This window comes from Pseudomonas sp. MAG002Y (assembly GCF_019400845.1).
GTDB classification, from domain to species: domain Bacteria; phylum Pseudomonadota; class Gammaproteobacteria; order Pseudomonadales; family Pseudomonadaceae; genus Chryseomonas; species Chryseomonas luteola.
In genome coordinates this window covers 166985-180009 of the sequence record NZ_WOEJ01000007.1, presented here as the reverse complement: position 1 = coordinate 180009, position 13025 = coordinate 166985, and the positions used below count along the sequence as shown (strand labels likewise).

The 13025-nt window shown below is 57.1% G+C and carries 12 protein-coding genes; 7 read left to right on the top strand and 5 right to left on the bottom strand.

The window, feature by feature from the left end:
• Positions 1-21: 21 nt before the first annotated feature.
• From GM154_RS12320 to GM154_RS12310, 3 genes are all read right to left on the bottom strand, one after another.
• Positions 22-732 (bottom strand): ABC transporter permease, encoded by a 711-nt coding sequence (locus tag GM154_RS12320; protein ID WP_010795009.1) that lies wholly within the window; start codon positions 730-732, stop codon positions 22-24.
• Complete coding sequence (locus GM154_RS12315; RefSeq protein ID WP_010795008.1) at positions 729-1469, bottom strand: ABC transporter permease; 741 nt, start codon at positions 1467-1469, stop codon at positions 729-731. Before GM154_RS12315 ends, GM154_RS12320 begins: the two co-directional genes overlap by 4 nt.
• A 77-nt stretch (positions 1470-1546) precedes the next feature.
• Positions 1547-2326 carry a transporter substrate-binding domain-containing protein gene (locus GM154_RS12310; RefSeq protein WP_010795007.1) on the bottom strand — a complete coding sequence of 260 codons (780 nt, stop codon included), beginning with the start codon at positions 2324-2326 and terminating at the stop codon, positions 1547-1549.
• Between the two features lie 410 nt (positions 2327-2736).
• Between GM154_RS12310 and GM154_RS12305 the strand changes: the two genes are divergently transcribed.
• The 6 genes from GM154_RS12305 to fecA all read left to right on the top strand — a co-directional run bounded on the left by GM154_RS12305 (position 2737) and on the right by fecA (position 8677).
• Positions 2737-3414, top strand: a complete 678-nt coding sequence (locus GM154_RS12305; protein ID WP_219652395.1) for a M15 family metallopeptidase — start codon at positions 2737-2739, stop codon at positions 3412-3414.
• A 74-nt stretch (positions 3415-3488) separates the two neighbouring features.
• Complete coding sequence (locus GM154_RS12300) at positions 3489-3746, top strand: hypothetical protein (RefSeq protein ID WP_219652394.1); 258 nt, start codon at positions 3489-3491, stop codon at positions 3744-3746.
• Between the two features lie 148 nt (positions 3747-3894).
• Positions 3895-4608: a DUF2726 domain-containing protein gene (locus GM154_RS12295; protein WP_219652393.1), complete on the top strand. Its 714-nt coding sequence runs from the start codon at positions 3895-3897 to the stop codon at positions 4606-4608.
• Between the two features lie 150 nt (positions 4609-4758).
• Positions 4759-5271 carry a sigma-70 family RNA polymerase sigma factor gene (locus tag GM154_RS12290; protein ID WP_219652392.1) on the top strand — a complete coding sequence of 171 codons (513 nt, stop codon included), beginning with the start codon at positions 4759-4761 and terminating at the stop codon, positions 5269-5271.
• The gene (locus GM154_RS12285) at positions 5244-6209 is read left to right on the top strand and encodes a FecR domain-containing protein (RefSeq protein WP_258019824.1); all 966 of its coding nucleotides are present in this window, start codon (positions 5244-5246) and stop codon (positions 6207-6209) included. The genes GM154_RS12290 and GM154_RS12285 overlap by 28 nt, the downstream gene beginning before the upstream one ends.
• Before the next feature lie 83 nt (positions 6210-6292).
• A complete protein-coding gene (gene fecA / locus GM154_RS12280; RefSeq protein WP_219652391.1) occupies positions 6293-8677 on the top strand; it encodes a TonB-dependent Fe(3+) dicitrate receptor FecA in 2385 nt (794 codons plus the stop codon).
• 26 nt (positions 8678-8703) lie between these two features.
• Here the strand turns inward: fecA and GM154_RS12275 are convergent, their stop codons facing one another.
• Positions 8704-10422, bottom strand: coding sequence for an ATP-dependent DNA ligase (locus tag GM154_RS12275; RefSeq protein WP_219652448.1), 1719 nt, complete (start codon positions 10420-10422; stop codon positions 8704-8706).
• 222 nt (positions 10423-10644) lie between these two features.
• On the opposite strand from GM154_RS12275, the gene GM154_RS12270 reads away from it, so the two are divergent.
• Positions 10645-11886, top strand: a complete 1242-nt coding sequence (locus GM154_RS12270; RefSeq protein WP_219652390.1) for a DUF2254 domain-containing protein — start codon at positions 10645-10647, stop codon at positions 11884-11886.
• Positions 11887-11925: 39 nt separating this feature from the next.
• On the opposite strand, the gene GM154_RS12265 is transcribed toward GM154_RS12270, so the two are convergent.
• A complete protein-coding gene (locus GM154_RS12265; protein ID WP_219652389.1) occupies positions 11926-12942 on the bottom strand; it encodes a ligase-associated DNA damage response exonuclease in 1017 nt (338 codons plus the stop codon).
• Positions 12943-13025 lie beyond the last annotated feature (83 nt).

Below are 13025 nucleotides of genomic sequence, written 5' to 3'. Positions count from 1 at the left end.
CGTGGCATCCTGCATGAAGGGTCAGCGGGCCGGGCCGAGAAAGGCCAACCAGCGGCGCTCGGCCAGGCGAAACAGGCCAATGAGCGTGAAGGACAGAATGAGGTACAGAATCGCCGCAATACCAAAGGATTGGAAGGTCAGGAATGTCGCAGTGTTGGCATCACGAGCAACCTTGAGAATATCCGGCACAGTAGCCGTGAACGCCAGCGTCGTGGAATGCAGCATCAGAATGACTTCGTTGCTGTAGTAGGGAAGGGCGCGGCGTAGCGCAGACGGCATGATGACGTGAATGTACATCCGCCAACCTGTCAGGCCGTAGGCCTTGGCTGCCTCGATCTCACCATGGGGAATATTGCGGATCGCACCTGCAAAGATCTCGGTGGTATAGGCGCAGGTGTTGAGAGCAAAAGCCAGAATGGTGCAATTCAGTGCATCCCTGAAGAACTCGTTCATCAGTGGCTGGTTGCGTACAGCTTCGATGCTGTAGATCCCGGTATAGCAGATCAGCAGCTGGAGATAGAGCGGAGTGCCTCGGAACACATACGTATAGAACTGTATCGGCCAGCGAATGAGACGGTGGCGCGATAGTCGCGCAACGGAAAGCGGAAGCGATGCCACGAAGCCGATGGCGATCGAGGCCGTCAGCAACCACAGGGTCATCGCAAGACCCGACAAACCATAACCATCCGTCCAGAGGAAGGCGCGCCAGTACTCCTGCAGGATTTCGATCATCGTACAGCCTCCCGAACACCCGCAGAATAACGACGTTCCAGCCAGTTCAGAACCTGGTTGGTCAGTGCGGTAATCAGCAGATAGATCACGCCGCCCAGGATCAGGAAGTAGAACATCTTGTAGGTGGTCTTGCCGGCTTCCTGAGTCGCGGTGACGATATCGCTTAGGCCGATGATGGAGACCAGAGCCGTGGCCTTGAGCAGCACCTGCCAGTTATTACCGATGCCAGGCAGGGCAAAGCGCATCATTTGCGGAAAGGTAATCCGAAAAAAGGTTTGCGTACGTGTCATGCCATATGCGGTAGCGGCCTCGATTTGCCCCCGCGGCACCGCCAGGATCGCCCCACGAAATGTTTCGGTGAAGTACGCGCCGTAAATGAAACCCAGGGTGAGTACCCCGGCGGAAAGCGGATCGATTTCGATATAGTCCCAATCCATGTAATCGGTGAACTCACCCAGCCAGCTCTGCAGGCTGTAAAAGATCAGAAGCATGAGTACGAGATCAGGGACGCCCCGGATCAGCGTGGTATACAGGGCGGCCGGCAGGCGAAAGGCCTTGATGGGGGATAGTTTGGCCGTGGCGCCGAGCAGGCCCAAGATGACTGACACCACCAGCGACAGGACAGCCAGCTTCATGGTCATCCAGGTGCCTTCCAGCAGTAGAGGACCGTAACCGTGGAGTGCGAAGGCGCCCAACCCCAGGTTTTCAAGAAAGGTGTCGAACGAAGTCTGCGGCATGTTTGATCGCGCTGTTCTTATAGGTCTTGAAATGCCAACGCCTCCACAAGCGGGAGGCGCTGACGTTAAGGCGGATCTTACTTGTTGTTATAGATATCCAGATCGCCAAAGTACTTTTTCTGAATCTTCTCGTAGGTGCCGTCGGCATGGATGGCCGCGATTCCCTTGTTCAGCAGGGCCTTCATTTCGTCGTTGCCCTTGCGTACGCCAATGGCGGTATCGGCAGGCAGCAGCTCGTCACGAATCGACTGGTTGACATAATCCTTGCCTTGAGGAGATTTCATGAAATCTCCTTCGGCCTGCAACATGTCCTGCATGGATACATCGATGCGGCCCGAGGTCAGGTCAGCATAAACCTGATCCTGGTCCTGGTAGCTCTGTACCTTCACGCCGGCAGTGGCTAGCTTGGTCTTGGCAAAGTTTTCCTGAATGGTGCCCTGCTGAACACCAACGACCTTACCCTTGAGTGACTCGGCCGTAGGCTCTAGATTGGCACCTTTCTTCATAATCATGGACGAGTTGCCTGACCACATGCGGTCTGTGAAGTCGATCTGCTCGGCTCGCTGAGGCGTTACGGTCAGCGAGGACAGGATGCCGTCAAACTTGCGTGCCCGCAGGCCTGGGATCAGTCCGTCGAAGTCGCTGACGATCCAACGGCATTTCACCGCCAGCTTTTCACAAATGGCATTGCCCAGTTCTACATCGAATCCTGCAAAGCTTCCATCCGGTGCCTTGTATTCGAAAGGAGGATAGGTGGTGTCTACACCGAAGCGAATCTCCTTGATGTCCTTCGCCAGCGCAGAGCCCGCGGAAAGGCACAGCGCAATTGCGGAGAGGGTCAGCCATTTCTTTTTCATGGATCGTCCTAATACGGATAATTGCAATAGAGTGCGTACCAGAGGTCGCGCTGCAGATGACGGGCTGTTCGCAGCAATAACCGAACCAACTGCCACTATATTGAGGTCATGTCCATAAACACAGAGTAGGCCAGGCGTCTCGTCCAGGAAGAATAAGGCAGCCTTTATTCACTATCCTGCACCTAAAATGTGCTTAATTTCCTAAGAGAGCAGGAGATTGCACAGCTTTGGTGCGAAAGGGTGATGGCATCTTGAAACTGATTGATGTGCATACGGCCTCGTATGCCATTTGGGAAGTGTCACCCAAGAGAGGTGCGCTTTGTAGCAACGCAGCGAAACGGTGGGTGGATTCGAAACGATTGGATGACATGATCTTTCTGGATTGATCAAGGCGTATACGGGAGCGGGCAATGCTTGACGAATGGGAGCTGACAGGCAGGGCGCGAACGCATCTGTTGCAGATCGATAACCCACGCTATGCGATCCATCGTGAGGTCTATGCGCCGTTCAAGGCAATGCAGGAAGCTGCACGGCGGGATGGATTTACCTTGCATCCATTCAGTGCCTTTCGTGACTACAAGACGCAGCTCAGAATCTGGAACCGTAAGTTTGCCGGTGAAAAGCCGTTGTATGACCGCAACGGCCAGGTGCGTGATCAGTCTGCTCTTGCCGTGGATGAGCGCATCGACTGCATTCTAAATTGGTCAGCTCTGCCAGGCGCAAGCCGCCATCATTGGGGCACCGAAATCGATGTGGTTGACCTGACCCAGGCTCCGCCAGGGTATGTCGTTCAGCTGCTGCCTGAGGAGACGCAGCCCGGCGGTGTGTTTCATAAGCTGCATCTCTGGCTCGATGCGCACATCGAACAGTTCGGCTTTTTTCGACCTTATCGGGAATACCGGGGCGGTATGTATGAAGAGCCCTGGCACCTCAGTTATGAGCCGCTGGCAACCCTTGCGCTCGAATGGCTGACGTTGGATCTGCTGGAGCAGGTTGTTGCCGAGTCATCCATGTTGGGGCGGGAGGCCGTTCTAGAACGCTTGCCGGACCTGTACGAGCGACACGTCCGTATGATCTGTGAGCGCTAGCTTCTGGATGTGCTACCCCTGATACCCTGTTCAGGCTAAGCTATTCGAAGGTTTATTGTTTTCTGGAGTTGACGGTGAAAGAGCCTCGGGCAAATGCCTCTCATGTGGGTGATCTTCCTGCACATGATGGTAAGTCGGTCGCGCTGTTCGTGCTTGCGCTCATTCTGGCACTCTTCGGTACCATCGCCATGTGTGTTGAGTTCGCTCGCGGTACTCAGCAGTACGGATTGCCGCTCATCGTCTGGATTCTGGCCTTTTTCATAAAAATGGCGGAAAGCTTTCGGCTGCGCAGTCTGCTCAAGGCCGCATACGAGCCTGCGGGCAAGCGCTGAGCCCTTAGCTGATCCCTGTTGAGCCGATGGAAGCGCAAGAGTCCATCGGCTTGCCTGTACTATCACTCATCCTGAACACCGCATCGTTATAGGCTGCCGGCGTATAACGCATCTGTTTTTATCCGCCTTTCCTGCTGTTGGTCATCTCATGGTTCATCTGTTGTCAGCGCATCCCTGGCTTTATGTCGGGCTTGGCGTCGTTGTTTTTCTTTGTATCGTCATCGCGCTGCGTTCGCGTGATACCCAGCGAGCGTTTCCCTATGTGCTTAACGAAGCGCTGTTTACACCTGCTGAACGCGCCTTTTTAACCGTACTCGATGAGGCGATTGGTGAGGACTACCGCATCTTTGGCAAGGTCCGCATTGCAGATGTGGCTAGCGTGAAAGCCATTCGGGACCAAAAGAGCTGGTACAGAGCCTTCAACAAGATCAGCGCCAAACATTTCGACTACGTCCTCTGCAACCGCGATGACCTGTCGTTCGTGGCGGTTATCGAGCTGGATGACAGCTCCCACCAGCGGCCTGATCGGCAGGCACGGGACCTCTTTGTGGCGGGCGTCTGTCGGGCGATTGCCTTGCCGCTTATCCAGATTCCGGTACAAGGGGCTTATTCGACTGCGCAGGTGCGGGAAGAGATCATGGCTGTCTTACAGAAGGACGGGGCCTTGACCTCGCGCAAACGCACAGCAGCCCGACGCTCCAGCAAAGGGGAGGCGGCGAGCGAGGCAGCGTCTCCGATATGCTCGAAATGCGGCTCGCCCATGGTCATGCGCAAGGCCAGGCAAGGAAGCAATGCTGGCGCCTATTTCTGGGGCTGCAGCGCCTTTCCAGATTGCCGCAACATCGTACGCATTGAGGAATAGTGTCCGCTGACGCTAACGTTTTATTTAATACCAGCCCATTTATATAGTGGCAAACTGAGCTTAACCCTTGTTGTAATCATCCAGACTTGCCTATAATGAGAACAATTATCATTAAGTGAATGCCTAGGATTCTAGCGCAAGGATATCGGTGTGCACGCCAGCAGTACTTCACCACAGGGGGATCTTGGCCAGCTCTATCATGAGCATCGCTCCTGGGTATTTGGATGGTTGCGCCGGCGTCTGAGGTGCTCCGATAGTGCAGATGACTTGACCCACGATACGTTCATTCGCCTCCTGGGAAGTCAGGAGCTGGGCCGGCTTGCTGAACCTCGGGCTTTTCTCATTACTGTTGCCAAGCGTGTCCTATTCAATCATTACCGACGTCAGGATATCGAGCGGGCCTACCTAGATGCGTTGGCGGCCTTGCCTGAGCAGGAGGTTCCCAGCGAGGAAGTTCGTGCTATCGCTCTGGAAACACTTCTGGAGTTGGCTCGCGTATTGGATGGATTGGCTGAACCGATCAAACAGGCTTTTCTGTTGGCACAGCTGGACGGAATGCCATACGCCGATATCGCCGCACACCTCGGTATTTCGCTGGCAACCGTCAAGCGGTACATCGCCAAGGCCGCTCAGCAATGTTATTTCGCAGAGTGCATGGCGTGACAGCGCCCATCTCTCCCCAGATCGCCGAGCAGGCCGTGCAGTGGCTGGTAGAGCTGCAGGCGGGGGCAGGCGAGGAAGAGCATCGTGCCTGGCAACAATGGCGGGCCGCTGACCCTGAGCACGAGCGTGCCTGGCAGCGGATCGAGACCATCAACCAGCGGCTGCAGGGGTTGCCCTCAAAGGCTGCGCGTCAGGCTGTATTGAGCAAGCCCGCATACGGTCGCCGCGAGGCGCTGAAGCTCATGGGGGTGTTTGTCCTCCTGGGCCCGGCCGCCTGGCTCTTAAAGGAGCGTGCCGAGCCCTGGTTGGCGGACTACCACACCCGGATTGGGGAGCAGCGAACGGTTACCCTGACCGATGGCAGCCGCCTTGATCTGAATACCGACAGTGCTGTGAATGCCAGCATCACGGCTATGCAGCGTCAGCTCATGCTGATTCGTGGCGAGATACTGTTACACGCTGCCCATTCAGCCCTGCCATTTTCGGTACAGAGCCAGGCAGGCATGGTCTCAACAACCCAGGGGCGTTTCAATCTTCGCAAGTTCGACGATGGCTGCCAGTTGAGTGTTTTTGCTGGCAGCGTTCAGGTGCGTTGTGCCGAGCGGCCGGATCTATCCACGACCCTGACGGCAGGACAACAGGTACGCTTTAGCGCGCACCACCTGGATAAGGTAGTACCGCTCGACGGTGGTCTGGATGCCTGGCGTGACGGTCTGCTGGTGGCAGCCCATATGCCGCTTGGGCAGTTCATCCAGGAGCTATCTCGCTATCAGCCCGGTTGGCTGAAGTGCGACGAGCACGTCGCGGGTCTGTTGGTTTCAGGAACGTATCCACTCAAGGACATAGAAGCCATCCTGGCCATGCTGGAAGTTACCCAGCCGGTGCGCATCCAGCGGCGGACGCGCTACTGGATCAGCATTCAGCCTCGCACAGCGTGAGTTGAATATTTTCAATCAGCGGTGAGCCTTTTCCACTTCTCGCGTGACAAGTAAGGCAGATACCCTTACTGCAGGCTGATCTCATGTCTTCCTCTACATTTACATTGACCCCTTTAAGCCGGGCGCTTCGCCATGTCGTGTTCGGTACAGCTGTGCTGCTTGGCAGTGTGCCGCTGATGGCAACGGCGCAAACGGTTACTCAGGCTGAGGTGAGCCGAACATTTCATATTGCCCCCGGTCCGCTGGAGGCCGCCCTCAACCAGTTCGGCCAGACGGCGAATATCATGGTGGCGTTCAGTCCCGATCTGACGACGAACCGCACCACTCAAGGGCTGGAGGGTGAATTCGGTATTTTCGAAGGGTTGAGCCATCTGTTGGAGGGGAGTGGGCTTGAGGCCGTCGCGCAGAAGGGTGGCTATAGCCTGCAACCCGCTGCTGTTTCGGCATCCGCCACTAACGACGAGGGGGCAGCAGCCAACCTGGAAACCCTGACCGTGGTAGGTGACTGGCTGGGTGATGCGCAGCAGCAGGATGTATTCGAGCATCCAGGGGCACGGGATGTGATCCGCCGCGATGAGTTCGAGCGGGTCGGCGCCTCCACGGCGCGTGAAGTGCTCAACCGGATTCCCGGTGTGAATGCGCCGGAAAACAACGGAACCGGCAGCCATGACATGGCTCTCAACTTTGGTATCCGAGGCCTCAATCCGCGTCTCGCATCACGTTCGACAGTGTTGATGGATGGCATCCCGGTCCCGTTTGCACCCTATGGCCAGCCACAGTTGTCCTTTGCACCCATTTCCATGGGCAACATGGATGCAGTCGATGTGGTGCGCGGTGGTGGTGCAGTCCGCTATGGCCCGCAGAACGTGGGCGGTATCGTCAACTTCGTGACCCGTGCCATTCCTGACGACTTTACCGTCAAGGGCGGCATCCAGAACGAACTCAGTCCGTCTTCAAGTCATGACGGTATCAAGACCAGTAGCAACCTGCTCATTGGTGGTACGGGGGAAAACGGTCTGGGTGGCGCCTTGCTGTATTCAGGCGTACGGGGCGGTGACTACCGTGAGCACAGTGATACGCAGATTGATGATCTGATCCTCAAGGGTAAATACCAGCTCGATGACGCCAACAGCTTTACGGCGATCGGCCAGTACTACGAGGGCAAGGCAGAGATGCCGGGTGGCCTGTCGGTTGCCGATTTCGACAGCAACCCGTACAAGTCCACACGTCCCCTGGATAAATTCTGGGGCCGTCGTACCCTGGTCGGCCTGGGGTATCAGTATGAAGAAGACGCGCGGAAGTTCACGGTGAATACGTTCTTCACCAAGACCCTACGCAGCGGTTATCTGGATCAAGGTACATTCCAGTCGCTATCGCCCCGCGAGTACTGGGTGCGTGGGGTGGAAACCCGGTTCTCCCAGGGCTTTTCCCTAGGCGAAAGCTGGCATGAGGTGGGCATCGGCTACCGCTATGTCAACGAGGCCAGTCACGAGCTGCGATATCGGGTACCGATAACCTCCACGGAGCGGCCATCCACGTCCAGCCGGAACGATCGTGACACCCGCGGCAGTACCGAGGCCAATGCGTTCTATATCGATGACCGTATCGACATCGGCAAATGGACGTTCACCCCAGGTATTCGCTACGAGCTGATCGATTCCGAGCAGGTCAACAAGCTCAACAATACGCCTTATAAAGGTGACTACCACGCCTCGCTGCCCGCGTTGAACGTGATGTATCACGTAACCGACACCTGGAACCTGTATGCCAACACAGAGGGCTCGTTTGGTTCGGTCCAGTACAGCCAGATGCCGAACCGGGTTGCTGCCGGTGAAGTAAAGCCGGAAAAGGCACGCACCTGGGAAGTGGGTACTCGTTACGATAACGGGACCTTGAAGGCGGAGTTGGGAGCCTTTCTTATCAATTTTGATAACCAGTACGACAGCAGTCAGACGCTGGATACGGTTATCGCCCGTGGCAAGACACGCCACCGCGGTCTTGAGGCCAGCGTGGCTTATCAACTGGAAGACCTGAGCCCAAGCCTGGCCGGATTCGATGTCTACGCAACCTATGCCTACGTAGATGCCACCATTCGTGAAGAGGGGCCAAACAAGGGTAACCGTGTACCGTTCTCGTCCAAACACAAGGGTACGCTGGGCGTAGGTTACACCCACAATGCCTGGCGCCTGGATCTGGACAGCGCCTTCCAATCCAGCCAGTACGCCGATAATGCCAATACGGTGGAGGAGAGCGCCGATGGCAGCAACGGCCGTATCCCTGGCTACATGACTTGGAACAGTCGTGCGGCTTATGACTTTGGTCCGCAACTGTCCAACCTGAAAGTAGCGGTCGGGGTGAAGAATATCTTCAATACCGAGTATTACACCCGCTCCTTTGACGACAACAACAAGGGCAAATACCTGGGGCAGCCGCGTACCGTCTATCTACAGACATCGGTCGCATTCTGAGACGTCTGTAACAGAGGCCTGTCAGGTTAAACCAGCAGGCCTTGCAGGATGTCCAGCGTATCTGCTTCCTCAACAGGCTTGTCGTGACGCCAGCGCAGCATGCGCGGGAAGCGCACGGCAACGCCGCTCTTGTGCCGCGTGGACAGGGCTATGCCTTCAAAACCCAGTTCGAACACCAGCGTTGGCTGGACGCTGCGTACAGGGCCGAATTTCTCGACAGTGGTCTTGCGCACAATGGCGTCCACCTTGCGCATTTCTTCGTCGGTCAGACCCGAATAAGCCTTGGCGAAAGGTACCAGGGTACGCTCGGTGCCCGGCGGGCCATCCCAGACGGCAAAGGTGTAGTCGGTGTATAGGCTGGCGCGTCTGCCATGGCCGCGCTGGGCATAAATCAGTACCGCATCCACCGAGAACGGGTCGACCTTCCATTTCCACCAGACGCCCATGTCCTTGGTGCGTCCCACCCCATAAAGCGAGTCCCGGGCCTTGAGCATCATGCCTTCCACCCCGAGCGTGCGGGAGGCCTCCCGCTGGTGGGCAAGGTCCTGCCAGCTTTCACCGGCAAGAAGGGGGGAGGGGCGTAAAAGAGGACTGTTGCACTGTGCGGTGACCGCTTCAAGTTGCGCCCGACGCTCATGCTGCGGGCGGCTGCGCCAGTCATGCCCTTGCCATTCCAGCAGGTCATAGGCCAGGATGACTACAGGTACATCGTCGAGCAGCTTCTTGCTCAGGGTTTTACGACCGATGCGCTGCTGCAAGAGCGCAAAGGGTTTGACACCAAACGGAATAGGCTCGCCGGGCGCGTGTTCGGCCTGCTGGTGGGTGACCTCTTTGCTGCTCATCAGCAGGTCGGGGCTTTCCTCGTCTTTCCAGACGACAATTTCACCGTCAATGACAGTGCCGTCCGGCAGGCAGGTGGCGAGCGCGTGCAATTCGGGAAAACGATCGGTGACCAGATCCTCGCCCCGAGACCAGATCCACAGGCGCCCGTCGCGTTTGACCAACTGCGAGCGGATGCCGTCCCATTTCCATTCCACCTGCCAGTTCTCGACAGGCCCCAGCTGGGCATCGAATTGATCGACGGGTAGCTGGAGGGCATGCGCCAGGAAAAACGGATAAGGCTGCCCGCCACGCTGGGCATGTTCATCGTCCGACTCGGGAGCGATCAGCGCAAGGTAAGCTTCCGCAGTCGGACGATGGGACAGGTCCGTATAGCCCACCAGACGCTGGGCTACGCGCTTGGCATCCAGGCCTGCCATGGTTGCGAGCGCGCGCGTAACCAGCAGCTTGGATACGCCAACTCGAAACTCGCCGGTAATAAGCTTGAGGCTGACCATGAGACTGGGCCGGTCCAGTTGCGACCACAGCTGCGGCAGGCGCTCAGCCAGTTCTTCCGGCACAAGGCCACGTAAGGGCAGAAGCCGCTCCTCCATCCAGACCGCCAGACCCTCATCCGAAAGATGCTCGGCGGTAGGAATAAGCAGCGACATCGTTTCTGCCAGATCGCCTACCGCCTGATAGCTCTCCTCGAACAGCCATTCCGGAAGGTTCGAGGCGGCAATCGTCAGCTCTCGAAGCTGGCGCGTGGGCACCGTTCGCCGCGGGCGTCCGCCGGCCAGGAAATAAACGGCCCAGGCTGCATCGGCAGGCTCGGCCTGGTTGAAGTAATCCTGCATGGCCTGGAGCTTGGCATTGCTTGAGGTTGTTGCATCCAGGCGGGCATAGAGATCGGCGAAGGCTTTCATCATGGTCTCGCTTTCTACACAGCGTTCAGAAGCAATCAGTAACGGGCCGCTCGCGAGCCTCTGTTAATCCGATATCGCTTCGCTGTTGTTATGAGCCTGTTATGGGGAAAGGAGTTCGTAATGTGGTGTGTTCCTGTTCCCCTGTCCGGTTTATCAGGCGACGTGGAACAGGAGGACCACTACAGCCTTCTAAGTGATTGTCTGACAATGAGGTTGCAGTAGATGGGCCAACATATCCGCTTCATCTGGATCGCCTGCCGGGACAGTCTCTGGTTTATCCCGATGGTGATAGCGCTCCTGGCGGCCGGATTGGCCGTGGCGCTCGTGTCCCTGGAGCGCCTGGGCATCATCAATGCAGGTGATCGGCTGGTGTGGCTGGCGGGTAGTACAGGGGAGGGGGCTCGTTCAGTGCTATCGGCGATTGGAACCAGTGTGGTGACGGTCACGGGCACGGTCTTTTCCATCATGATCGTTGCACTTCAGCTGTCCAGCAGTCAGTTCTCGCCGCGTCAACTCAGAAACTTCACTTCTGATCGAGCCAATCAAGTGGTCTTGGGCCTGCTGATCGGGACCTTCACGTACACCTTGATTGTCATGAGCATGATCCGCTCAGCCTCGCCCTCATCCGCGCCCTTCGTTCCACAGATCGCTATCGCGCTGGGCATAGTGCTGGCGTTGGTCAGCGTTGGTTTGATCATCTATTTCATCGATCACGCCTCCCGCTCCATGCAGATTGCCGTCATCCTGCAGCAGGTGACTCACCGCGCCAACGAACAGATTGAACAGGCCTTCGCGCCTCTCGATGAGCCCCGGGCCGAACCCGATGCGTATGTGGGCGAGGCGCTGGATAAGAACGGGTACCCTTTGTGTACGCAGCGGGGAGGGTATCTGCAGGCTGTCGACCGCAAGGGGCTGCTCAGGCTGGCGCACAAGCAGAGTCTGGTGGTTCGTGTGGAACACCGCACCGGAAGCTTTATCCTGCCCGGTGATCCAATTGCCTCTATCTGGCCTGCCGAGGCGGTTGATGCAACTGTCATGGCGGAGCTGATAAAGAAGTTCATTCTTGGATCGGATCGTACGCCCGAGCAGGATATCGAGTACTGGCTGATAGAAATGGCAGATATCGCGATCAAGGCGTTATCGCCTTCCATCAATGATCCTACTACGGCATTTCGAGCCATTGACCGGCTTTGTGAAACACTGGTGTTCCTAGGGCAGCGTAAGCCTTGCTGGACACATTGCGGTGACGACGGAAAGATTCGGTTGATCGAACGCCCTCTGACATTCGAGTTGGCGGTAGGGCTTGCATTTGAGCAGATCCACCATTTTGGCCAGACCAATCCTTCCGTGCTCAAAAAGCTGGCCGACTCGGTGAATGCATTGATAAAGCGGGTTCCGCATGATGAACGGGTCGCCTTGATTCGATACAGTCGCTTGCCTGATGACATTGCGCTGAAGCATTGATTGGCGCAAGCAAAAGGCGCACGGGCATATTCTTTTTTTTTAGGCGGACTTCTCGTTGTTGGGCTCGTCGTCTTCATCACCGTATTCCGTGGTAAAGCCTTGGGCATCCAGTCCCTGTTCACGAAGGTAGCGCACCAACACTCCCACAGAGCCATGGGTCACCATGACCCGTTCAGCCCCTGTCTGCTCAATGGCCCAGAGCAGGCCAGGCCAGTCGGCGTGGTCGGAGAGCACAAAGCCACGGTCCACGCCACGACGCCGACGCGTGCCACGCAGCATCATCCAGCCGCTGGCGAAGGCATCGCTATGCTCGCCGAATCGGCGAATCCAGGTGCTTCCGCCAGCCGAGGGCGGCGCAATGATCAGGGCCTTGCGCAGAAGAGGGTCGTTCTTCTTGAAGTCCCCTGCGTAGTGGGTATCCGGGATGTACACACCGCCTTCACGGTAGACCCGGTTGAGCGGTTCCACAGCGCCGTGAGTCAGAATAGGGCCGATACTCGCATCGATTCCGTGCAGGATGCGCTGTGCCTTGCCGAAAGCGTAGCAATACAGCACGCTGGCGCGGTCTTCCGCTGCATTCTGCCGCCACCAGGCATTGATCTGCGCAAAAATCTCTGCTTGCGGCTGCCAGGTATAAATAGGCAGGCCAAATGTGGATTCGGTAATGAAGGTGTGGCAGCGCACGGGTTCGAAGGCGTCACAGGTGCCGTCCGGTTCTACCTTGTAATCCCCCGACGCTACCCAGACCTCACCCTGATATTCCAGGCGGATCTGGGCTGAGCCCAGAACATGCCCGGCCGGATGAAGGCTGATCTTGACGCCATGGTGATCGATGACTTCGCCATAGTGCAGCGTTTGCAGATTGATGTCTTGCCCCAGTCGTGTGCGAAGAATGCCTTCGCTGGGTGCTGACGCCAGATAATGCTGATTCCCCCCACGTGCATGATCGCCATGGGCATGGGTAATGACGGAGCGTTCGACGGGGCGCCAGGGATCGATATAGAAATCCCCTGGAGGGCAATAGAGACCTTCGGGTCGGGCGATGACAAGATCCATGGTGTCGCTCTTGATGGGCTTATCTAATAAGAGCGGAACGGGGCGGATCAGTTCGAGCGGGCTGCGCTCGCCTTGTGACCTGA